This window comes from Burkholderia sp. BCC1993 (assembly GCF_905339865.1).
GTDB lineage: Bacteria > Pseudomonadota > Gammaproteobacteria > Burkholderiales > Burkholderiaceae > Burkholderia.
Genome location: NZ_CAJPGZ010000001.1, coordinates 97,008 through 119,397, shown reverse-complemented (window position 1 = coordinate 119,397; position 22,390 = coordinate 97,008). Strand labels below are relative to the sequence as shown.

The window sequence follows — 22,390 nt, the reverse complement described above, 5'->3', positions numbered from 1 at the left end:
TATCAGTGCGGTTTGCGATGGCGCGGCGCCGCGTGACGGGGCCGGATGGGCAATGTGCAGCGCGCGTGCATAACGGGCGCGCAGGATGCACGCCCGTTTCCGCGATCCTTCATTCGACCGGATGCAGATCCTGCAGCAAGGTCGGCACGAGCTCCGACACGGTCGGGTGGATGTGCATCGCGCGGCTGATCGTCGTGTACGGCGCGCCGGCGGCCATCACGTCGAGCATGCCGTGCACGACCTCGTCGCCGGTCACGCCGAGGATCGACGCGCCGAGAATCGCATGGCTGTCCGCGTCGACGATCACCTTCATGAAGCCCTGGCTCTCGCCTTTTTCCACCGCACGGCCGACGCGCGTCATCGGCCGCGTGCCGACCAGCAGCCGGCGGCCGGTCTGCTTCGCTTCCGCGAGCGTCATGCCGATGCGGGCGAGCGGCGGATCGACGTACATCGCGTACGCGGTGATGCGGTCGGACACCTTGCGCGGGTCGTTGTCTAGCAGGTTGGCCGCGACGATCTCGTAGTCGTTGTACGCGGTGTGCGTGAACGCGCCGCGCCCGTTGCAGTCGCCGAGCGCCCAGATGCCGGGCACGCTGGTGCGCAGCTGGTCGTCGACCGTGATGTAGCCGCGCGCGTCGGTCGCGACGCCGGCCCGTTCGAGCCCGAGATCGTCGGTGTTCGGCACGCGGCCGACCGCGAGCAGCAGGTGCGAGCCCGCGACCTCGCGGCGGCCGCCGGTGCAGTCGAGGCCGACCACGACGCCGTCGCCGTCGCGCCGTGCGCTCAGGCAGTTCGCGTCGAGCTGCACGTCGATGCCTTCGTTCTCGAGAATCTCGCGCACGGCCTGCGACACGTCCTCGTCCTCGCGATGGATCAGGCGCGCGCCTTTCTCGACGATCGTGACCTTCGAGCCGAAGCGGCGGTACATCTGGCCGAATTCGAGCCCGACGTAGCTGCCGCCGATGATCACGAGATGCCCGGGCAGGAAGTCGACGTCCATCATCGTCGAGTTGGTCAGGTACGGCACCGAGTCGAGGCCCGGCATCGGCGGGATCTGCGCGCGTCCGCCGACGTTGATGAAGATGCGTTCGGCCTCGAGCACGTCGTCGCCCACGCGCACCGCATCGGGCTGCTCGAATCGGGCGTGACCCTGAAACACCGTCGTGTGGTCGAGCCCGCGCACCCATTGCTCGACGCCGTGGTTCGAGCGGCCGGAGATCCGGTCCTTGCGCGCCTTCACGGCCTTCATGTCGACGCTGACGGGCCCGACCGACACGCCGTATTCTTGCGCGCGCCGCGCGAGTTGCGCGGCATACGCGCTCGCGATCAGCGTTTTGGTCGGGATGCAGCCGGTGTTCACGCAGGTGCCGCCGAAACGGCCGCGTTCGACGATCGCGACTTTCATGCCGGCGCCGGCGAGCCGCGCGGCGAGCGGCGGCCCGGCCTGGCCTGTGCCGATGACGATCGCATCGAAGTGTTGCGTCATGACGTCCTCCTGCGCTGGTTCAACGTGGGAAGGGACCACGCGCAAGCCGCATGCTGCGCCGGCGCGCGCCCGAACGGCGACGAGCGTTTATGGTAGACCGGTTGGCGGGGGGAGGCGAGTCGTACGGATGCGCGCGCGGCGCAACCTGGTTCAGGATGGCGGGCGGAGCGGCCTCATGCCCGGCAGCGGTGCGGCCCCGCGCCCGTGCAGGCTTGCCCTGCACGGTGGTTCAGTCCTTGCGCCGCCATTGGCCGAACGACACCGGCCGGTGCGCATCGGCGCGCGTGACGGTGACTTCGTCGGGCTTGTCGTCGAGCGGAAACGATTCGGTGTAGACCTCGCTGGAGAACAGCCAGCCGCGGGTGCGCGGGTCGTAGCGGAACGTCACGTAGTCGCTCCAGTGTTGCCCGCAGGCGACGAAGTTCTGCACGGTGAAATAGCGGCCTGTCACCGCGAGGCCGCTGTCGGCGGCGTCTTCGGGATCGAACGGATCGCACTGGCCGCCTTCGTTCGCGCGCAGGACGACGTGGTCGTTGCGCGCGGCGAGCCGGTACGCGCGATCGGGCTGCTCCTCGAAGATCAGCAGCGGGCGCGGCGACGGCTGTGTGCGCGTATCGGCTTCGCGATGCACGACGACGAGAAAGCTGCGCCGTCCGCTGCCGAGGTCCGGCCCTTCCTGCGCGACGAACGGCTGGTAGCCGGACGGCAGTTGCGTCGCGACCGATGGCGGCAGGCCGCCGGCGCGTGCGCCGGACGACAGCGCGGCCAGCAGCGCAACCAGGGCGCAGCGTGCGGTGGCGCTCATCACAGATCCCGCCCGAGGAACTCGGTGCCCGGCACCGGATTAAACGCGACCGGCGGCGCGGGCGTGAAGCCGAGTGAACCATACAGTTGCCTTGCGGCGACGAACTCGGGCAGCACGTCGAGGCACATCCGCGCATAGCCGGCCGCCTTCGCGTCGCGCAGCAGCCGTTTGACGAGTTGGCGGCCGACGTTCAGCCCGCGCGCGTCGGGACGCACGTATACGCGCTTCATCTCGCACGTCGTCGCGTCGATTTCGCGAAACGCCGCGCAGCCGACCGCGCGCTCGCCGTGCCACGCGAGCAGCAGTTGCCCGCGCGGCGCCGCGTATTTGCCCGGCAGTGCGGCGAGCTCCGGCTCGTAGTCCTGGAACGCGAGGCTGACGGTGGGGCTTGCGATGTATTCGCGGAAGATCGCTTCGACGACGGCGGCATCGTCGGGATAGCGGGCGGCGCGGATCTCGATCATGGGGCGGGGCGCGAGGGCGGGAACGGCAGCCAGCATAGCAGCGCGCGGGCGCTTTCGGCGGGCGGCGAAGCGTGCCAGAATCGTCGGCTTCAGCGTCGGCGATCGATGCAATGCGACTCGATTCTCGACGCGACACGCAGGCGCCGGCGTTTCGGCGCCGACCAAGGAGACTTCGATGACTGCATCGGCTGCCGTACTCGCCATTCTGGCCGCGCTGTGGCTTGGCGCAATGATTCCGGGCCCGAGTTTCGTGCTGGTCGCCCGCAATTCGATCGGGCTGTCGCGCCGCGACGGGCTCGCGACCGCGCTCGGCATGGGCATCGGCGGGATCGCGTTCGGCGGCGTCGCGCTGGCCGGGCTCTACACGCTGCTGCAGGCGGTCGAATGGCTGTACGTCGGGCTCAAGGTGGCCGGCGGCGCATACCTGATCTACATGGCGTCGAAGATCTGGCGCGGCGCCGACCGGCCGATCGCGATGGACGACCCGCAGGCCGTCGTCGCCGGCAGCGCGCGCAAGTCGTTCTGGACCGGCCTCACGACTCAGCTCAGCAACCCTAAGACGGCGATCTGGTACGGCAGCATCTTCGCGGCGCTGTTGCCGCAGCATCCGCCGCTCTGGTGCTACCTGGCGCTGCCGCCGCTCGTGTTCGGCGTCGAATTCGGCTGGTACACGATCGTCGCGCTGTGCTTCTCGACCCGCCGGCCGCGCGAACTGTACCTGCGCGCGAAGAAGTGGGTCGACCGCGTCGCGGCCGGCGCGATCACGCTGCTCGGCCTGCGGCTGATCCTGAACGCGCCGAAAGCGGGGATCTGACGGCAGGCAGTGCCGCTCGCGCGCACCGCCGTTTCATTCCCGACGGGCATGCCGGCGCGGCCGGTCATTCCGGGCGGTGGCGGGACGGTCCGAGCTGGGAGATCCCTTTCGGCCCGTTCGGCCCATCCGCCCGATCCGCCCGTCCGCCCGTCCGCCCGTCCGCCCATCCGCCCAATCCGCCCAATCCGCCCAATCCGCCCAATCCGCCCAATCCGCCCAATCCGCCCAATCCGCCCAATCCGCCCAATCCGCCCGCGCGAGCGCGCATCACACCGCCGGAAACCGCTCCAGCAGCGCCGCGAACCGCGCCTCGTCCGGAAACGCCTTCACTTCGTACCGCACCGGCCGGTGCGCGGTGGCCGTCATCAGGTCGCCGCACGCGTCCCGCAGCGCGGCCATCGGCACGTGCGCCGACTGCCGCGTCGCTTCCCGGTAGAGCACGACGATGTCCGTCTCGGGCAGCAGCGTCGGCACGCCGTCGCTCCACACGCTGACACTGAACAGCTCGCCGTTCTGCCGCCGATACACGGTGTAGGTCGCCACGAAGATGTCGGTGCCGTCCCGCTTGTGCAGATCGTCCAGCTGCGTCCGCTGATCCTGGTAGTCGCCGGCGAGTTCGTCCACGCGCAGCGCGTGCAGCTTCGCTTCCAGCGCCGCCGGGACGAAATTTCGCCACGCGGCGCCGTCCCAGCGCAGCATCAGCGGCGGCAGCGGGCGCGGCTGCGCGCGCGCCTGTTCGGCAAGTTCGACCATCGTCGCGAGCCCGGCCGCGTTGCGGTCGCCGGTGAGCAGCAGCACGGCCCGGTTCGGCACCATCACCACCGGCGCGCCGGAGATCGACTGGCGATGCAGCAGGTCGGTCAGCAGCAGCCGCGCCGCGTCGTAGTAGTCGCCGAACTGCGACAGGAACACGCCGTCGCCCATCGCGGCCCACGGCGCCGACGACACGCCGCGCAGGTTGTCGATCGCGATGTCGCAGGCGGCGTCGAAGCTGACACCCCATTCGGCGAGCCGCGCGGTCGTCAGCCGCGCGACGCTGAATTCGCCGTCGTACGCGATGCCGATCTCGAGGTTCTCGCACAGCGGCCGGAATGCCACCTCCGACGCGCCGGGCTGTCCGGCGAGCTGCAGCGCGACCGTGCCGCGCTCGGTCGCGCTGCGGATCACCGGGCGCAGCCGCGCGCGCACGTCGGCGAAGTTCGCCGGAATTTCGTGCTGCATCATCGCGTTCGCCTGGCGCTTGAGCGTCGCCTCGCGCTCGGCCGGCTTCGCTTCCGCGTAGTCTCGGAACAGGTTGTGCAGGTTGATCACGTTCGACGGGACGTCCGCTTGCACTAGACGGCCCTTGTCGCCCTCGTGAAGCCACTCGCGCGTGTCGCCGGTCGCGCGCAGCGCGGCGATCAGGCGATCGGCGAAGTCCTGCCGGGTGGGCGGTTTGCTGAAGCGCTCGCGCAGGCGCGCGATGAAGTCGGAAATCATCGTGTGCGGTCGGGCAGGCCCGTCTGTTATTGATCTCTCGTTGTCATGGGCGGCGCCACCCGTCTCCCGGGGGCGCGCGCTGCGACTCGCCGATATCGGCCGGATATCCGGAATGCGTCCGGAGGTGGCCCGCGCGCCGGGTGCATGGCGGCGCGGGCCCGCGTCGGACGCGATTCGCGTGGCGGGTGTCGCGATGGTACCGCACGTCCGTGACGGAAACGCATGTGGGTGAACGTTTGTTGATGCACAGGCGCGAGCCCCGAGCCCCGCGCACGAGCTGCGCACGAGCCCCGAGCACCGAGCCCCGAGCACCGAGCCCCGAGCACCGAGCCCCGAGCCCCGAGCCCCGAGCCCCGAGCACCGAGCACCGAGCACCGAGCACCGAGCACCGAGCACCGAGCACCGAGCACCGAGCACCGAACGCCGAACGCCGAACGCCGAACGCCGAACGCCGAACGCCGAACCCCGAACCGGCCCGCGCCCGCCCGCGCCGGCTCTGGAACGCGGCCCGACTCGTCGCCTGACCCACGCCGGCGCTGGCGAAAACCCCGACGACCGCCCCGCGAGCCTTGTGCGGCGGGCGTTCGCGCCGGTTGCGCGGCGTGCCGTGCCGGGCCGCTTCCCCGATTCTGGCGGCCGACCTCCCGACGACGTGTAAACTGCTGCCTTTTTTGACGGTTTGCAGCATGGTGCAAGCACCCTCGCGCCCGGCACTGAGCGGCCCGACGCTCGTCCGGCTGCTCGCGCGCCTGACCGATGCCGACGTCGCGGAATCCCGGCAGACGCTGTCGGACCGCCTGAGCCAATGGATCGGCTGGACCGACGCGATCACGCTGTCGTCCGCGCTGAATGCGAGCCCGCCCGGCGTCGCGGCCGGCGTGCGCGGTTACGACGCCGAGCGCGACTGCGCGCGCGTGCGTCACGACCTCGCGCAGGCGATCACGGCCGCCCACCGTCCGCGTACGCGGCGGCGCCCCGGCGAGATGCCGCCGCCGCCCGCCGACACGGCCGACTTCGCGGACTTCCGCCAGAGCTGTCTGTCCCTGCAGCAGGAAATGGAAACGGCGATCGGCCAGTTGCGCGGCCGCCTGCGGGTCGCGCTGGCCGCGCGCGCGTCCGGGATGGCGCGGCTCGCGACGCTCGACGCGATCATGGAGCGCGTGCTCGGCGCGCGAGAGCGCAGCCTGCTGTCCGCCGTGCCCGCGCTGCTCGGCACGCGCTTCGAGCGGCTGCGCGACGCGGAACGGCAGGCGCTGGCCGACGCGCAAGCGGCGGCCGATGCCGATGCCGATCCCGACGGCGACGCACCGTGCGCCGCGGCGATCGTGCCCGGCACGTGGCTCGACACGTTCCGCAACGAGATGCAAAGCATCCTGCTCGCCGAACTCGAAGTCCGGTTTCAAACGGTAGACGGGCTGCTCGCGGCCCTTCGTACCTGCTAATCCCTACGCTATGTCCAGAATTCGTCTTGATCTCGTTGTCTTCATCGCCGGCCTGCTCGCAGTGTGCTGGATCGGCGTCGGCTATGTCGCGTCGAACCCGCTCGCGACGGCCGTCACGCTGCTGATCGGCGCGTGCTACGTCGCCGGTGCGTGGGAGCTGCGGCGCTACCGGCAGGCGACCGCCACGCTGTCGCGCGCCGTGGCCGGGCTGACCGAACCGCCGGCGCAGCTCGACACCTGGCTCGACACGCTGCCCCCGGGCCTGCGCGGCGCCGTGCGGGCACGCGTCGAAGGTGCGCGCGTCGCGCTGCCGGGCCCGTCGCTGACGCCGTATCTCGTCGGCCTGCTCGTGCTGCTCGGCATGCTCGGTACGCTGCTCGGGATGGTCGTCACGCTGAAGGGCACGGGCGCCGCGCTCGAAAGCGCGACCGACCTCGACGCGATCCGCGCGTCGCTGATCGCGCCGGTGAAGGGCCTCGGCTTCGCGTTCGGCACGTCGATCGCGGGCGTCGCGACGTCGGCGATGCTCGGCCTCCTGTCCGCGCTCGTGCGCCGCGAACGGCTCGATGCGGGCCAGCAACTCGACGCGAAGATCGCGACGACGCTGCGCGTGCATTCGTCCGCACACCAGCGCGACGAATCCTTCCGGCTGCTGCAGCGCCAGGCCGACGTGATGCCGGCCCTGGTCGACCGGCTGCAGACGATGATGACGACGCTCGAGGCGCGCAGCGTCGCGCTGCACGATCGCCAGATCGAAAGCCAGCAGGCGTTCTTCGATCGGACCGAGCGCGCGTATGCGGGCCTGGCATCGAACGTCGGCGACGCGCTGAAGGAAAGCGCCGCCGAGAGCGCGCGCGTGGCCGGTGCCGCGCTGCAGCCGGTCGTCGCGGCGACGATGACGGGGCTCGCGCAGGAGATGGCCGCGCTGCGCGACACCGTGACGGGCGCCGTGCAGCGTCAGCTCGACGGGCTGACCGACGGTTTCGAGAAGACCACCGGGAACGTGACGGCCGTCTGGAACCGTGCGCTCGACGAGCAGCGCCGTGCGGGCGACGCCGTCGCGCAGCAGCTGCAGACGACGCTCGGCCAGTTCACCGACACCTTCGCGCAGCGGTCGACGGACCTGCTCGACGGCGTCGCGACGCGCCTCGAATCGACCGAAAGCCGGCTGTCCGACGCGTGGCGCGATGCGCTCGCGCGCCAGGAGCAGGTCGGCGCGACGCTGGCCGGCCAGCATGCGCAGGCGCTCGGCGAAGCCGCCGCGACGTTCGAGCGGCATTCGGGCGCGGCGCTTGCCGCGATGCGCGAGTCGCATGCGGGGCTGCAGACGCAACTGGCCGCGCGCGACGAGGAACGCCTGGCGGCGTGGCATGCGTCGCTGACGGCGATGGCCGCGAAGCTCGGCGACGAATGGCAGCGCGCGGGCGCGCACAGCGCGGGCCGTCAGCAGGAAATCTGCGATGCACTGGCGCAAACGACGCGCGATCTCGCGGCACAAGCGTCTACGTTCGAACAACGTTCGAGCGATTTGCTGTCGACGATCCGCGAGTCGCATACGGGCTTGCAGACGCAACTCGCGGCACGCGACGAGGAGCGTCTGTCCGCATGGAACGACTCGCTGGCCGCGATGGCGACGAAGCTCGGCGACGAGTGGCAGCGCGCCGGCGTGCACAGCGCGGGCCGTCAGCAGGAAATCTGCGATGCGCTGGCGCAAACGACGCGCGATCTCGCGGCACAAGCGTCTACGTTCGAACAACGTTCGAACGATCTGCTGTCGACGATTCGCGATTCGCACACGGGTCTGCAAACGCAACTGGCCGCGCGCGATGAGGAACGCCTCTCCGCATGGAACGACTCGCTCGCCGCGATGGCGACGAAGCTCGGCGACGAGTGGCAGCGCGCCGGCGTGCACAGTGCGGGCCGTCAGCAGGAAATCTGCGACGCCCTTGCACAAACGACGCGCGATTTGACCGCACAAGCGTCCACCTTCGAACAACGTTCGGACGACCTGCTGTCGACGATTCGCGAATCGCACACGGGCCTGCAGACGCAACTGGCCGAACGCGACGAAGAACGCCTGTCGGCATGGAACGATTCGCTGGCCGCGATGGCTGCAAAGCTCGGCGAAGAGTGGCAGCGCGCGGGCGTGCACAGCGCGGGCCGTCAGCAGGAAATCTGCGACGCGCTGGCACAGACGACGCGCGATCTGGCGGCACAAGCGTCTACGTTCGAACAACGCTCGAACGACCTGCTGTCGACGATCCGCGAATCGCACACGGGCCTGCAAACGCAACTGGCCGCTCGCGACGAAGAACGCCTGTCCGCGTGGAACGACTCGCTCGCCGCGATGGCCGCCGCGCTGCGCGACGAATGGGCGCAGACGAGCGCGCAGGCCGCGACGCGCCAGCAGGACATCTGCGACACGCTGACCCGCACCGCGAACGACATCACCGCGCAGGCGCAGGTGCATGCAAGCGACACGATCCACGAGATCTCGCGCCTCGTGCAGGCCGCGTCGGAAGCGCCGAAGGCCGCGGCCGACGTCGTCGCCGAATTGCGCCAGCGCCTGTCCGACAGCATGGTGCGCGACACCGCGATGCTCGAGGAGCGCAGCCGCCTGCTCGCGACGCTCGAGACGCTGCTCGGCGCGGTCAATCACGCGTCGACCGAACAGCGTACCGCGATCGACGCGCTCGTCAGCACGTCGGCCGACCTGCTCGACCGCGTCGGCGCGCGCTTCAACGACACCGTCGATGCCGAAACGCGCAAGCTCGATGCGGTGGCCGCGCAGGTCACGGCGGGCGCCGTCGAGGTCGCGAGCCTCGGCGATGCGTTCGGTGCGGCCGTGCAGGTGTTCGGCGACTCGAACGACAAGCTGCTGAACCACCTGCAGCGCATCGAGGCCGCGCTCGAGAAATCGCTCGCGCGCAGCGACGAGCAGCTCGAGTACTACGTCGCGCAGGCGCGCGAGGTGATCGACCTGAGCATGATGTCGCAGAAGCAGATCGTCGAGGACCTGCAGCAGATCGCCGGTCGGCGGGCATCGGTCGGAGCGTAACGCATGCACGACGAAATCGACGACGGCGCGCCTTCCGCGCCGGTGTGGCCCGCGTTCGCCGACCTGATGTCGGTGCTGCTCGGCGCATTCGTGCTGATCCTCGTCGGCGTGATCGGCATGCAGTTGCAGCTCACGTCGAAGCTCGAGGAAGCGGTGCGGGCGCGCCAGCAGGAAGCGCAGCAGCGCAAGTCGCTCGAGGAGGCGCTGGCCGGGCCGCTCGCGGCCGGCCGCGTGACGCTCGTGAACGGCCGCATCGGCATCAGCGGCAACGTGCTGTTCGCGCTGAACTCCGACCAGTTGCAGCCCGAGGGCCGCGACCTGTTGAAGACGCTGGCTGCGCCGCTGGCCGCCTACCTGAAGACGCGCGACGAGATCCTGATGATCAGCGGCTTCGCCGACGACCAGCAGGTGCGCGCCGGCAACCGCCAGTTCACGGACAACTGGGAACTGTCGGCCAAGCGCGCGCTGACGGTCACGCGTGCGTTGATCGATGCCGGCGTGCCGGCGAAGTCGGTGTTCGCGGCCGCGTTCGGCTCCGAGCAGCCGGTCAGCTCGAATGCGGACGATGAAGGCCGCGCGAAGAACCGCCGCGTGGAGATCGCGCCGGTGCCGCGCAAGACCGCGTCGAGCGGAGGGAAGGCGAAGTGACGGACGACGCGACGCACGTGCGCGCGACGCTCGACGCGTGGCGCGAGCAGGGCGCCGACCGGCTCGATCCGGTGCGCTTCCATCGGCTCGACGCGCTCGAGAAGCGCGCAGCCGCGCTCGACGGCGATGCGCGCGCGTTGCTCGATGCGCGGCTCGCGATGCTGCTGGAAGGGTTTGCGGAGATCGTCGCGCGAGCCGGTGAAGCGGCATCCGCCAGCTCAGCGGCGCAAGCGAACCTGCAGGCGCCTGCGCGCGGTGCGATCGGCGGGCTCGTCGAGCGCCTCGCGCGCGATGCACAGGCCGACCGGCGCGGGATCGATCCCGCGCTGATCGACTACTTCCGCGCGATGTGGTCGAAGGTCCGCACCGAACAGCAGTACCGCCAGTCGCTCGACCAGGTGCCGCGCAACGCGGGACCGCTCAATTCGAACAGCCTCGTACATCGGTCGCTCGCGACGATGCGCGAGCTGTCGCCGGAATACCTGCAGCAGTTCCTGTCGTACGTCGATGCGCTGGCGTGGCTCGAGGATCTGGCCGGCGGTGGCGCGCAGCCGGAGAAGGAGGCGCCGCGTGGGAAGGCCGCGAAGCTGGCGAAACCCGCGAAGAAGACCACGCGCGCCAAGGCGCGATAGCGGCCGCCTTCGGCCGCGCCGGTCGTCGTCTAGCGCCCCGGCGCCTGCTCGTCGATCACCGCGCGTAGCGCGTGCAACGCGTCGGTCAGTGCCGACGCGAACGGCGGATGCGCGGCGATGCCCGCCGCGTCGAGCTGGCTGCCGAGGATCGGCAGCGTGATCGACGCGCGCTCGACAATGCACGCCGACATCACCGACAGCGTTTCCCGCAGCGCCGCGTCCGCATGCGTCGCGCGCGGCGACGCGTTCAATACCGCGACCGGCTTGTACACGACGGCCTCGCATCCCACGACCCAGTCCAGCGCGTTCTTCATCACGCCCGTCACGCCGTGCGCGTATTCCGGGCTCGCGATCAGCACGCCGTCCGCGGCGTTCAGCCGCTCGATCAGGTCGCGCACCGCGGCCGGCGACGGATCTTCGATATCGGGGTTGAACAGCGGAAACTCGCCGAGACGATCGAAACGCGTGACGCGCATCCCGTGCGGCGCGACGCGTGCGGCCGCGTCCAGCAGCGCCGCGTTGTACGACTGCGCACGCAGGCTGCCGCACAGCGCGACGATATCAATGCGGTGCTCGGAATCGGTTCGGGGGTCGGTAGTCATCGAGGAGCGTAGGGGTGGGAGTCTTGCGCGGCGACGGCGCGCGGATCCGCCGGATTATCGCATCGGCGCGTGAGCAACGTGCCGCGCGTTGGCGACGAGGCGCAGGTGATGCGATTCGCGTCCGTCCCGCGGAAACGTCGTGTCCTGACGCTGGGTGGCAACCGTGTCGCTCATCCCGGTTGCCCGTGCCAGGTCACCGAGTGTCCATCCGTTGCCGAGCAACAGGCGGCGCGTATGCAGCGCACCGTACACGTCGTCCGCGACGGTTTCGCCGAGATAGCGCAGCGCGCGGCCTTCGACGTCGACGAAGCCGTGCCGGTAGTCGTGCGCGAGCGCGGTCCACAGCTGCGCCGCGCCGACCGACTGGCGTGCGCCGCTGATCAGGCAGAGACCCGCGTCGAGTCCCCATCGATACAGCGTCGTCGCAAGCCCCTTGCGTTGCGCGGACCCGCGCAGCCGCGTATGCGGCGCGCGCAGGTAGTGGTCCGCGCGGCGCGGCAGTTCGGGAAGCCGGTTGAAGATCGTGTAGCCGGCGAGCTGCCGGGCCGACGGATCCTCGATGTAAAGGAAATATTCGCCGTCGGCCTCGCGGTGGCGGACGATCAGGCCCGAGTCGCCGAGCGCGACGGCCGGCAGGCCGTGCAGGCGATGGCCCGGCTGGTGCAGACGCGCATGGAGCGTGTCGAGTTCATCGTCGATGTCGTGCTGGGAATGCTGTACGTCGATACGCATGGCAAAAGGCGCCCGTCCCGGGCGCATCGAGAAAGGGGTTCATCGCAAACGGGAAAGGAAATGGCAGCGGCCCCCGGGCTCGACGTGCGAGCCGGGGCCGCGAATCAGCTGGGGATGTGCTGGAAACCGGCGGCGATCGCGGCGAGGCCCGCGATGCAGAGTGCGAACAGGATCAGGACTTTGTGGATCACGCCTCTCTCCTCATGAACGCGCGGCGCCGAAGGGCGGTGCCGCGGAGACGGTGATGGCGGGCACGGCCCGCGCGGCCGTCGTGCGGGACGACGGTCGAAGGTCCGGGCGGCAGGCGCGCGGACGGTCAGCACCATACGCGACGGGCACGGGGCGGGCAACCGGACGGCGGGAGAAAAGCGACGAAACGCGGGGAATCGGGGGTGTTTCGCGACAATCGGTCGCAAGGGGCGGACGTGTCGATGTCGCTTGCCGGCGTTCGTCTCGAAATCACACACACTTCACGGCAAACGAACTTCACCAGGATCTGACCATGGGAGCGGGCCCGTCCACGGATCGCTGAGCCACAACGACCTGCTCCACCCGGTGGTTGCGGCGATCTCCTCGCGTCGTCGCCTCACCCCGCCTGCCGCACCCCGAACGCCTGCCTGATCCGCGCGAACAACCCATGCTGCGCGATCCATTCCGCATACGCGCGATAGTCAGGATCACGAATCAAATGACGTTCCTCCGTCTTCGCCCGCGTGTAGTAGATCAGATTGACCGCGACGAGCCCCGCGCAGTGCATCAACCCGACCTGCCAGCCGAGCGGCTCGACGAACGGCACCGACACCATCCAGTACGACAGGTTCTTCGCGATGTACGCCGGATGCTTCGTGAAACGATACGGGCCCGACGTGATGATCCCGCGGTTCGTCAGGTTGGAGAATCGCAGTCCGAACGAAATTGTCGATAGCGCATAGGTCATCAGCAGCATGATGATCACCGCGCCCCAGATCACGCGCAGCGTCGGCGCGGACAGCAGCCAGTTGTCCCAGAAGAGCGAGCCTTCGTAGCGGATGTAGTTGTTCGAGATCAGCGACCAGAACGGCTGGTAGCACATCAGCGCGGCGACCCAGCCGAGCGTGGTCGGCTCGACGGTGCGCACGTGGCTGTCGAGGATACGGAACGTGCACAGGTAGCCGACGGTGCCGAACATCAGGTCCATCGTGAACGACAGGTCGTACAGGAACACGAAGGTCGCGATCGTCATCGGCGCGTTCGCCGCGTGCGCAAGCGATGCGCTCAGGTGATCGGCGTCCTTCGACAGGTAGACCGTCATCAGCGGCAGGAAGAACGCCTTCACGCCCCAGCCGGCGAGCATCTCGCGCACGGGCTGCCAGCTCGCGGGCTGCTCGCGGCGGAACAGGTAGCGGCCCCACAGCAGGTACGCGTCGTCGGTCTCGCGCTGGTGGCGATCCATCCACGCGAAGTAGAACGGCGCGGCGACGATCACGTACGGCGCGAGCGAGCGCAGCAGCGACCAGAACGGCAGGTAGAACGCGCCGTGATATTCGGGCAGCAGCCAGTAGATCGCGGCGATGCCGGCGTAGATCGACGTCAGCGCGCCGAGCCGCGTCGCGACGCGAGCAAGCCCGAGCGGGCGCACGGCCTGGCGCGACAGTCCCGCGCTCGGGCGCAGGTAGACGCGCGAGATGAAGATTTCATGTAGCGCGATCGTGCCGATGATCGCGAGGCTGGCGACGACCGCGCGCGTGGCCGCGTCGAGGGTCGGCTGGTCGCGCGTGATCCACAGCGCGAAGAGACCGGCCGCGATGCCGAGCAGGCCGGCGCGGAACGGCGTGGCGGAACGGGGCGGGCGGTCCTGGGCCGCGGCGATGCCGTCGAGCGTGGAATTCATGATCGGATCCTCGTCGGGATGACGGCCGGCGCCCCCGCTTGGCGGGTGGCGCCGGGCGTCGGCCGGGCTTTGGATTGGTATGTGCCCGGCCATTGGCCTGTGGTTCTGATACGTGACGCGTTACTGCTTCGGGGCGGCGCCGAGCAGGCCGCCGAGCAGGTTCGTCACCGGTGCCAGCAGGTTGGTCGCGCCAGCCGCGGTGCCGCCGTTCGAACTGCCGGTCAGGCCGGCCGTGACGGTGCCGCTGCCGGACGGCGTCGTCACCGTGCCGGCCGCGCCGCTCGGGCTGGCCGTGCCGACTGCGCCGAGCGTGCCGGCCGCCGACGTCAGCGAGCCCGTCAGCGTGCCTACCGGGCCGCTCGTCAGCGCACCGCCGAGGTTGCTGGTCAGGTTGCCGCCAGGCGTCGTGACCGTGCCGGTGAGGCTCGCGCCAAGCGGCGTCAGCGAGTTGACGAGGCCGGTGACCGGAGCCAGCAGGCTGCCGGCGCCCGAGCTGCTGGTACCGCTCGTGCCGCTGGTGCCGCTCGAACCGAGGCCGCCGAGCGCGCCCGTCACCGTGCCGAGCAGGCCCGTGATCGGCGCGAGCGGGCCGCCGCTGGTGCCGCTGGTGCTGCCCGAACCGCTCGAACTGCTGCCGCCGCCGAGGGCGCCCGTCAGCGAACCGAGCACGCCCGTGATCGGGGCGAGCGGGTTGGTGCCGCTGCTGGAACTGCCGCTGGACAGCAGGCCGCCGGTCGACGTCACCGTGTTGCCGAGCTGGGACACGCTGCCGCCCGCGCTCGTGCCGACCGGGTTGCCGGTCGCGCTGCCGACCTGCGTACCGGCGAGGCCGAGGCCGCTGCCAAGCGTGTTCAGCAGGCCGCTGAGCGGGGCGCCGAGCAGGGTCGCGTTGCCGAGCGTCTGCGTGGCGCCAGGCGTCGTGACGCCGCCGGTCAGCGTGTTGGTGATCGGGTTGATCACGCTGCCGAGCTGCGTCTCGAGTTGCTGGACCGGCGCGCTGTTCAGCGCCGTGTTCAGCGCCGATGCGGTCGAGTTGACCGCGGGGCCGACCGTGTTGACGAGACTGCCGACCAGGGTCGTCGCCGGCGCGAGCGGCGCCAGCGGACCGGTGCCGAGGCTCGTCACCGCGTTGCCGAGGTTGTTGACGGCGCCGCCGGCGCCAGTCAGCAGGCCGGTGGTCGACGTGAGCGTCGGGCCGAGCGGGTTCGGCGACACGCCGATCGAGCCGAGGCCGGCCGCGACGCCGTTGCCGAGCGACTGCACGCCGTTGCCGAGGCTGGTGACTGCATTGCCGATGCTGGTGGCCGTCGCCGGGTTCGTGCCGGGGACTTGTACGCCGCCGACCTGCGACCCGCCGTTCGCGACCGTCGTGCCCAGTCCGGTGACGAGCGTGCCGGTTTGCTGGAGGACGTTGCCGAGCGGGGTGGCGTTGGTGCCGGAAGTGCCGGAAGTGCCCGACGTGCCGGAGGTGCCCGACGTACCGGAAGTGCCTGACGTACCGGAAGTGCCTGACGTGCCGGAGGTGCCTGACGTACCGGAAGTGCCCGACGTACCGGAAGTGCCCGACGTACCGGAGGTGCCTGACGTGCCGGAAGTGCCTGACGTGCCGGAGGTGCCCGACGTACCGGAAGTGCCCGACGTACCGGAGGTGCCTGACGTGCCGGAGGTGCCCGACGTACCGGAAGTGCCCGACGTACCGGAAGTGCCTGATGTGCCGGAAGTGCCTGACGTACCGGAGGTGCCCGACGTACCGGAAGTGCCTGACGTACCGGAGGTGCCTGACGTACCGGAGGTGCCTGACGTGCCGGAGGTGCCCGACGTACCGGAAGTGCCCGACGTACCGGAAGTGCCCGACGTACCGGAAGTGCCTGACGTACCGGAGGTGCCCGACGTACCGGAAGTGCCCGACGTACCGGAGGTGCCTGACGTACCGGAAGTGCCCGAAGTGCCCGAAGTACCGGAAGTACCGGAAGTACCGGAAGTACCGGAAGTACCGGAAGTCCCCGACGAACCCGAAGTCCCCGAACTACCGCCGCCGGACGTACCCGACGAGCCGCCGCCCGACGTCCCGGAAGTCCCCGAAGTCCCGGACGTCCCCGACGTGCTCGGCTTGATCGACGGCGTGACCGGCCCGTCGACCGAGCCGCAGCCATACAGTGAGAGCAGCGACAGGACGGCCAGCGATACCGTCGTCTTCTTTAAGTAATGGTGCATGGTGGCCTCGACATTGGAAGTTGTGTCCGGGCCATTACTGCAAATTCCGCGCCATGACATCTTCCGCGCAATGCGCTGGCGCTTTGTTGCGAGAATCGGGAATATCGGCGCGAATTAAACGGAGGAATGGCGATTTCGCGGGACGGGCGCGCCGGGTGCGCCGGTGTACGCGCTGTGATGTTCCCGTAAGGTGCCGTAACGCCGGGCTGGATGTTACGTAGCGTTCGGCCCGGCGTTCCGCGTGTGACGCAGCCGGCCGCGACCCGAGGGCACGGTCTTTGACGAAACGCCCGCGCGCCGCGAACATGACGCGAACCCACCCGGCCGCGGGCGACGCCGAAGCGGTCACGACTTCAGACAGGACACGACATGAGCGAACAGGACAGGGAACAGGGCAAGGCGCGCCGCACCGAAGTCATGGGCGAGGCATTCGTCGAGCGCGCGATGCGCGACCTCGACGGTTTTTCGCGTCCGCTGCAGAACTGGCTGAACGAGCACGCGTGGGGCAGCACGTGGCAGCGCGGCGGCATCGACCTGAAGACGCGCAGCCTCTGCACGTGCGCGATGCTGGCGGCGCTCGGCCGCGGCACGGAACTGAAGGGCCACGTGCGTGGCGCGCTCAACAACGGCGCGAGCCTCGTCGAGATCCGCGAGGTGCTGCTGCACAGCGCGCTGTACGCGGGCGCGCCGGCGGCGGTCGAGGCGTTCCGCAGCGCGCGCGAGGTCATCACGGAGCTCGGGCTGTCGCTGCCCGACGACGAAGCCTGACCGGCGCGCGCCGCAGCGCGGCCGGCAGGCTCGCCGACGCTCAATGCTCGACGTGCGCGCCCTGCGCCGGCGCCTCGACCGGCGCGGCGGCGATTTCGAGCAGCCAGTCCGCCGTTGCGTCGGGAATCGTGACCGGCAGCATGTGCCCGCCTTCGACGACCTTCAACCTCACGCGTGCCGACTTCTGCGCGAGCGCTTCGCCGTGCGTGCGCCAGTTCAGGATCGGATCGGCACGGCCGTACAGCACGTCGACCGGCAGCGTGAGTGCCGCGTAGCGGCGCGCCATCGCGGGCAGGTCGACGGGGGCCGACAGCAGGTCCGTCGCCGTCGCGTAGAACACGTGCGGCCGCAGCCCGAGCAGCCCGCCGCCCTTCACCGGGAAGTCGCGCGGCACGGCTTCCGGTGCGAACACCTGATCGACGGCCTTGCGGCCGGTCAGGATCGTCAGCGGGATCGCGAAGGTCCACGACACGAAGCGGCGCACCAGCGGCGACGGCAGCATCAGCGGCTTGAACGGTGCCGGCGGCTCGGTCTGCTCGTGCGACAGCGGCGCGATCAGCGCGAGCCGGCTCACGCGCTCCGGATGGTTGAGCCCGACCGCGAGCGCGATCGCGCCGCCGAGCGAGTGGCCGACGAGCACGGGCCGGTCGAGCTTCAGCGCGTCGATGAACGCTGCGATCGTGCGGGCCTGCGCGAACACGTTCGCCTGCGAGCTTGCGCCGCGCCGCGAGCGGCCGGCGCCGGGCCGGTCGACGAGGATCACGCGATGGTGCTGCGCGAGCCGCGTGAGCGGCAGGTACGCGAAGTTGCGCATCTGCCCGGCGAGCCCGTGCACGAACACGAGCGGCGGCCCGCTGCCGTACTCGACGTAGTGGATGTGGTCGCCGCCGACGTCGACGAAGCGGCCTTCGGGCGGAAACGCGCGCGTCACGCGGCGCGCGACGTAGCCGGAAAACAGCGCGAGCGCGGCGAGCATCGCGACGACGCCGAGCAGCACGTTCTGGATCAGGTGAAGCGTATGGTTCATGTCGGCCTCAACGGGTTTCGAGTACGGGTTCGGCGACCGGCGCGGCGGCCGGGCCGGCTTTCGCGCGGCGTTCGAACTGCATGGCCGAATCGGCGAGCCCGCTGAACTTCAGCGACGCGAGATCGAGCACGTAGTTCTGATGGAACTTCCACGGCTTGCGGTGCCCCTGCTTCGGCAGGATGCCGGCCGCGCGCTGGATGTAACCCGAGCTCAGGTTCACCGCCGGCACGTCGCCGAGATCGCCGGCGCCGAGCCGCGGCACGCAGGTGTCGTAGCCGTTCGCGCGCATGTGGTTGAGCAGCCGGCACACGTAGCGCGCGATCAGCTCGGCTTTCAGCGTCCACGACGCGTTCGTGTAACCGAACGACGACGCGAGGTTCGGCACGTCGCTGTACATCATGCCTTTGTAGGACACGGTCTGCGGCAGGTCGACCGCGCGGCCGTCGACCGTGACGCGTGCGCTGCCGAGCAGCTTCACCTTCAGCCCGGTCGCGGTGACGATCACGTCCGCGACAAGCTGCTGGCCGCTCTTCAGCTTCAGGCCGGTCGGCGTGAAGCGCTCGATCTCGTCGGTGACGATCGATGCGCGGCCCGCGCGGATCGACTTGAACAGGTCGCCGTTCGGTACGAGGCACACGCGCTGGTCCCACGGCATGTAGCGCGGCGTCAGGTGCTTCGCGACGTCGAAATCGGGGCCGAGCTGCCTGCCGGCCGCGCGGATGATGAACCGCTTCGTCCGCTCGGGCTTGCGGCGCGACACGTTGTACAGGTACATCGTCAGCAGTACGTTCTTCATGCGCACGATCCGGTGCGCGAGCCGCGACGGCAGCACGCGGCGCAACGCGTTCGCGATTTTGTCGCGGGCGGGCAGCGACACGATGTAGGTCGGCGAGCGCTGCAGCATCGTCACGTGTTTCGCATCGGCCGCCATCGACGGCACCAGCGTGACGGCCGTCGCGCCGCTGCCGATCACGACGACGCGCCGGTTCGCGTACGACAGGTCCTTCGGCCATTGCTGCGGATGCACGATCCGGCCTTCGAACGATTCCATGCCGGCCCAGTCGGGCAGGTAGCCGCCGTCGTAGTCGTAATAGCCGCTGCACATGTAGAGGAAGCGGCACGTGTAGACCAGCGTGTCGGGCGCGCCGTCCCGCGTGCGCTCGATGCGCACCGTCCAGCGCGCGCGGTTCGAATCCCAGTCGGCCGCGACCACTTTCTGGCCGTAGCGAATCGTCTTGTCGATGCCGTACGCGCGCGCGGTGTCGCGGATGTAGTCGAGGATCGTCTGGCCGTCCGAGATCGCCTTGTCGCTGTGCCACGGGCGGAAGCTGTAGCCGAGCGTGAACATGTCGGAATCCGAACGGACGCCGGGATAGCGGAACAGGTCCCAGGTGCCGCCGATCGCGTCGCGCGCCTCGACGATCGCGACGCTCGCATGCGGGCAGCGCTTTTTCAGGTGATAGGCGGCGCCGATGCCGGACAGACCGGCGCCGACGATCAGCACGTCGAGGTCGCGGCTGTCGCCGGAGGCGGACGGCGCGTCGCGCCGGTCGGTCGTCGTCGAGGTCATGCGGGATCCTTGGTCGGTGTGGTCGGGCGCGCGGCCGGGGCACGGGTGCGCTCGAGATTGCGTGCGCGCGCGCGGCGCACGTGGCGCAGCACCAGCCGCTGGTAGCCGGCGCCGAGCAGGCGCGCGAGCTTGTCGAGGCGGCGCGCGTCGGCGCCGACCAGCACGCGGCGCGCATTGCGCTCGACGCCGGCGAGAATCTGCCGCGCGGCGTCGTCGGCCGTCGTCGCGTTGATCAGGCGGTTCGCCTGGCGGCGGTGGGTCGCTTCGTCCTGGCCCGTGAGCGCGTGGATGCTGGTGTCGACGCGGCTCGCGTCGACGATGTTGGTCGCGACGCCACCCGGATGCACGCAGGTCGCGCTGACCGGCGCGCCGTCGAGTTCGAGTTCCATCCGCAGCGCCTCGGTGAAGCCGCGCACCGCGAACTTGGTCGCGTTGTACGCGCTCTGCGTCGGCATCGCGACGAGCCCGAACAGGCTCGACGTGTTGATCACGTGCCCGTCGCCCGACGCGCGCAGATGCGGCAGGAACGCCTGCGTGCCGTGCACGACGCCCCAGAAGTTGATGCCGACGATCCATTCGAGATCGGCGATGCGCGCGGTCTCGGCGCTCGCGGCCAGCGACACGCCCGCGTTGTTGAAGACCAGGTTGACCTTGCCGTGTTCGGCGCGCACGAAATCGGCCCACGCGAACACCGCATCGCGGTCGGCGACGTCGAGCCGCCGCGTGCTCGCGCGCACGCCGTGCTTCGCGCACGCGGCCGCGGTGCCGGCGAGCCCGACATCGTTGACGTCGGCGAGCGCGACCTCGCAGCCGCGCCGCGCGAGCTCGACCGCGAGGCTGCGGCCCATGCCCGAACCGGCGCCCGTGATCGCGGCGACCTTGCCGGAAAACCCCTTCATGCGTCGTTCCTCCCGTTCCGCTTGCGCTGCATCGGCGGCGCGCCTATTGTGGTGTTGTTCGTCACCACTTTAGTTTTCGGGTGTCCTGATGTCAAATAGCGAAATGGAGAAAGCACTCGAAACGGAAAAACGGGGTCGGGCGTACGGCGGCGTGGCGCCCGAGGTGCGGGCCGCCGAGCGGCGCGATGCGCTGATCCGCGCGGCGACGCGCGTGTTCGGCACGGTCGGCTTCCGCAAGGCGACCGTGCGGTCGATCTGCCAGGAAGCGAAGCTCAACGACCGTTATTTCTATGCGGCGTTCGACAGCACCGAGGATCTGCTGCGCTGCACCTACCTGCATCACGCGCAGCAGCTGCACGACGCGGTCGCACGCGCGGTGGCCGAGCGCGGCGGCGATCTGCGCGAAAGCGTCGACGCGGGGCTCGCCGCGTTCTTCGGCTTCCTGCGCGACCCGTGCGCGGCGCGCGTGCTGCTGCTCGAGGTGATGGGCGTGAGCGCGGATACCGACATGACGTACCAGCGGATGCTGCTCGACTTCGGCAAGCTGATCATGGCGATCGGCACGGCGCGCGAGGCCGTGACACCCGCCGAGCGTACCGAGCAGCGGCTCGTCGGGCTCGCGCTGGTCGGCGCGATGACGAACGTCGGCGCGGCGTGGCTGCTCACCGGGTATCGCGACCCGGAGGCGCAGATGGTCGCGAGTTGCAGGAAGGTGCTGCTGGGGACGTTGCGGGAAGCGGGGTAGGCGGTCGGGAGCGCGTGTATGTCGTGCGCCGTCGCGCGAACGCCGTGCTCAGCTGCAAGGCATCCGCGCAGGAACACGAATTCGCGTCGAGCCTGAACCAGAAGTGATTCAAAACGCGAAGGTGCCGCAACAAAGCGCTGCTACGCGAAGTTCATGTGATGCGCGGTTGCCCTTTCAATCGTCAGCGCGTCGCGCCCGTGTCGCGCACACACGCGGCGCGGCAGCCGTTGCCCCGATCCTTGCCTTCATCGCATCGATGAACGCCCGCACCTTCGGCGACGGCAACCGCGTCGACGGATACACCGCATGAATCCCGGCCCGCGCCGAGCGCCAGGCGGGCAGCAGCCGCACGAGCCGGCCGGCCGCGACGTCCTCCGCGATCGAGAAATCCGTCAGGAGCCCGAAGCCTCCGCCCGCGAGCGCGATCGCGCGGCACGCCGTCGCGGTGTTCGACACGACCGGCGCGACGCAGCGCACCGACGCCTGACCGCCGCGCGCATGGTCGAGTTCGAGCGTATGCGGGCGGTGCAGCGTCGACAGCATCACGAACGGCAGCGCGGCGAGCGCATCCGGGTCGCGCGGCAGCCCGTGCCGCGCGACGAACGCGGGGCTCGCGACCAGCCATTTCTCGTACTCGCCGAGTTGCACCGCGCGATAGTTCGAATCCGCGAGGCGGCCGATGCGGATCGCGACGTCGAGATTGTCCGCGACGAGATCGGCGATGCGGTCGTTCGCGATCAATTCGACGTCGAGCCGCGGATGCGCGTCGCGCAGCGCGACGACGGCCGGCGCGACGACCAGCGCGCCGTAGTCGATCGGCACGCTCACGCGCAGTGTGCCGCGCAGCGGCCCCGCATCGGACGACACCGCGTCGAGCGCGCTTTCGGTCGCGCGCACGATGTCGCGGCACGCGTCGTAGAACGCGCGCCCCGCATCGGTCACGCTCAGCCGTCGCGTGGTGCGCACCAGCAGGTTCGCGCCGACCTCGGACTCGAGGCGCTGCATGTGCGTGCTGACGACCGTCTTCGCGAGGCCGAGCCGCTCGGCCGCGGCCGTCAGCGAGCCGGCATCGACCACCGCGACGAAGATCGCCAGCCGGTTCAGGTTCACGTCGCGCAGATCTGCCATCGTCGAT

The 22,390-nt window shown here is 70.0% G+C and carries 20 protein-coding genes; 8 read left to right on the top strand and 12 right to left on the bottom strand.

What is annotated here, in order from left to right; translation table 11 throughout:
• Positions 1 to 109: 109 nt before the first annotated feature.
• The 3 genes from U4Y91_RS00545 to U4Y91_RS00535 form a co-directional block, all read right to left on the bottom strand.
• Positions 110 to 1,486, bottom strand: coding sequence for an FAD-containing oxidoreductase (locus U4Y91_RS00545; protein WP_321802510.1), 1,377 nt, complete (start codon positions 1,484 to 1,486; stop codon positions 110 to 112).
• A gap of 229 nt (positions 1,487 to 1,715) precedes the next feature.
• Positions 1,716 to 2,291, bottom strand: a complete 576-nt coding sequence (locus U4Y91_RS00540) for a hypothetical protein (protein WP_321802509.1) — start codon at positions 2,289 to 2,291, stop codon at positions 1,716 to 1,718.
• Positions 2,291 to 2,755, bottom strand: coding sequence for a GNAT family N-acetyltransferase (locus U4Y91_RS00535; protein ID WP_321802507.1), 465 nt, complete (start codon positions 2,753 to 2,755; stop codon positions 2,291 to 2,293). Before U4Y91_RS00535 ends, U4Y91_RS00540 begins: the two co-directional genes overlap by 1 nt.
• A gap of 175 nt (positions 2,756 to 2,930) precedes the next feature.
• Between U4Y91_RS00535 and U4Y91_RS00530 the strand changes: the two genes are divergently transcribed.
• Positions 2,931 to 3,569, top strand: coding sequence for a LysE family translocator (locus tag U4Y91_RS00530; RefSeq protein ID WP_321802506.1), 639 nt, complete (start codon positions 2,931 to 2,933; stop codon positions 3,567 to 3,569).
• 267 nt (positions 3,570 to 3,836) lie between these two features.
• Here U4Y91_RS00530 and U4Y91_RS00525 read toward each other — a convergent pair whose 3' ends face one another.
• Positions 3,837 to 5,048, bottom strand: a complete 1,212-nt coding sequence (locus U4Y91_RS00525; protein WP_321802504.1) for a hypothetical protein — start codon at positions 5,046 to 5,048, stop codon at positions 3,837 to 3,839.
• A 686-nt stretch (positions 5,049 to 5,734) separates the two neighbouring features.
• On the opposite strand from U4Y91_RS00525, the gene U4Y91_RS00520 reads away from it, so the two are divergent.
• The 4 genes from U4Y91_RS00520 to U4Y91_RS00505 are packed head-to-tail and all read left to right on the top strand — an operon-like array spanning position 5,735 to position 10,828.
• A complete protein-coding gene (locus U4Y91_RS00520; RefSeq protein WP_321802503.1) occupies positions 5,735 to 6,490 on the top strand; it encodes a DUF3348 domain-containing protein in 756 nt (251 codons plus the stop codon).
• Between the two features lie 10 nt (positions 6,491 to 6,500).
• Positions 6,501 to 9,548, top strand: a complete 3,048-nt coding sequence (locus U4Y91_RS00515) for a DUF802 domain-containing protein (RefSeq protein ID WP_321802502.1) — start codon at positions 6,501 to 6,503, stop codon at positions 9,546 to 9,548.
• Between the two features lie 3 nt (positions 9,549 to 9,551).
• Positions 9,552 to 10,196, top strand: coding sequence for an OmpA family protein (locus U4Y91_RS00510; protein ID WP_321802500.1), 645 nt, complete (start codon positions 9,552 to 9,554; stop codon positions 10,194 to 10,196).
• Positions 10,193 to 10,828 carry a DUF2894 domain-containing protein gene (locus U4Y91_RS00505; protein ID WP_321802498.1) on the top strand — a complete coding sequence of 212 codons (636 nt, stop codon included), beginning with the start codon at positions 10,193 to 10,195 and terminating at the stop codon, positions 10,826 to 10,828. The genes U4Y91_RS00510 and U4Y91_RS00505 overlap by 4 nt, the downstream gene beginning before the upstream one ends.
• Positions 10,829 to 10,857: 29 nt before the next feature.
• Here U4Y91_RS00505 and U4Y91_RS00500 read toward each other — a convergent pair whose 3' ends face one another.
• The 4 genes from U4Y91_RS00500 to U4Y91_RS00485 all read right to left on the bottom strand — a co-directional run bounded on the left by U4Y91_RS00500 (position 10,858) and on the right by U4Y91_RS00485 (position 15,328).
• Positions 10,858 to 11,430, bottom strand: coding sequence for an NADPH-dependent FMN reductase (locus U4Y91_RS00500; protein WP_321802496.1), 573 nt, complete (start codon positions 11,428 to 11,430; stop codon positions 10,858 to 10,860).
• 54 nt (positions 11,431 to 11,484) lie between these two features.
• Positions 11,485 to 12,162 carry a histone acetyltransferase gene (locus U4Y91_RS00495; RefSeq protein WP_321802495.1) on the bottom strand — a complete coding sequence of 226 codons (678 nt, stop codon included), beginning with the start codon at positions 12,160 to 12,162 and terminating at the stop codon, positions 11,485 to 11,487.
• A 586-nt stretch (positions 12,163 to 12,748) separates the two neighbouring features.
• A complete protein-coding gene (locus U4Y91_RS00490; protein WP_321802493.1) occupies positions 12,749 to 14,032 on the bottom strand; it encodes an isoprenylcysteine carboxylmethyltransferase family protein in 1,284 nt (427 codons plus the stop codon).
• A 120-nt stretch (positions 14,033 to 14,152) separates the two neighbouring features.
• Complete coding sequence (locus tag U4Y91_RS00485; RefSeq protein WP_321803135.1) at positions 14,153 to 15,328, bottom strand: collagen-like triple helix repeat-containing protein; 1,176 nt, start codon at positions 15,326 to 15,328, stop codon at positions 14,153 to 14,155.
• On the opposite strand from U4Y91_RS00485, the gene U4Y91_RS00480 reads away from it, so the two are divergent.
• Together U4Y91_RS00480 and U4Y91_RS00475 are read left to right on the top strand one after the other, a co-directional pair.
• Positions 15,312 to 16,238 (top strand): highly repetitive protein, encoded by a 927-nt coding sequence (locus U4Y91_RS00480; RefSeq protein ID WP_321803134.1) that lies wholly within the window; start codon positions 15,312 to 15,314, stop codon positions 16,236 to 16,238. The two genes, U4Y91_RS00485 and U4Y91_RS00480, sit on opposite strands and share 17 nt — an antisense overlap.
• A gap of 377 nt (positions 16,239 to 16,615) precedes the next feature.
• Complete coding sequence (locus U4Y91_RS00475; RefSeq protein ID WP_321802491.1) at positions 16,616 to 17,014, top strand: carboxymuconolactone decarboxylase family protein; 399 nt, start codon at positions 16,616 to 16,618, stop codon at positions 17,012 to 17,014.
• Positions 17,015 to 17,054: 40 nt separating this feature from the next.
• Here the strand turns inward: U4Y91_RS00475 and U4Y91_RS00470 are convergent, their stop codons facing one another.
• From U4Y91_RS00470 to U4Y91_RS00460, 3 genes are read right to left on the bottom strand one after another with little or no spacing between them, the layout of a single operon-like run.
• On the bottom strand, positions 17,055 to 18,041 hold the full coding sequence (locus U4Y91_RS00470) for an alpha/beta hydrolase (RefSeq protein ID WP_321802489.1): 987 nt from the start codon (positions 18,039 to 18,041) through the stop codon (positions 17,055 to 17,057).
• A 7-nt stretch (positions 18,042 to 18,048) separates the two neighbouring features.
• The gene (locus tag U4Y91_RS00465) at positions 18,049 to 19,611 is read right to left on the bottom strand and encodes an NAD(P)/FAD-dependent oxidoreductase (protein WP_321802488.1); all 1,563 of its coding nucleotides are present in this window, start codon (positions 19,609 to 19,611) and stop codon (positions 18,049 to 18,051) included.
• A complete protein-coding gene (locus U4Y91_RS00460) occupies positions 19,608 to 20,510 on the bottom strand; it encodes an SDR family NAD(P)-dependent oxidoreductase (protein WP_321802486.1) in 903 nt (300 codons plus the stop codon). The genes U4Y91_RS00465 and U4Y91_RS00460 overlap by 4 nt, the downstream gene beginning before the upstream one ends.
• A gap of 88 nt (positions 20,511 to 20,598) precedes the next feature.
• On the opposite strand from U4Y91_RS00460, the gene U4Y91_RS00455 reads away from it, so the two are divergent.
• The gene (locus U4Y91_RS00455; RefSeq protein WP_321802484.1) at positions 20,599 to 21,255 is read left to right on the top strand and encodes a TetR/AcrR family transcriptional regulator; all 657 of its coding nucleotides are present in this window, start codon (positions 20,599 to 20,601) and stop codon (positions 21,253 to 21,255) included.
• 174 nt (positions 21,256 to 21,429) lie between these two features.
• Here U4Y91_RS00455 and U4Y91_RS00450 read toward each other — a convergent pair whose 3' ends face one another.
• Positions 21,430 to 22,383 carry a LysR family transcriptional regulator gene (locus tag U4Y91_RS00450; RefSeq protein ID WP_321802482.1) on the bottom strand — a complete coding sequence of 318 codons (954 nt, stop codon included), beginning with the start codon at positions 22,381 to 22,383 and terminating at the stop codon, positions 21,430 to 21,432.
• Between the last annotated feature and the right edge of the window lie 7 nt (positions 22,384 to 22,390).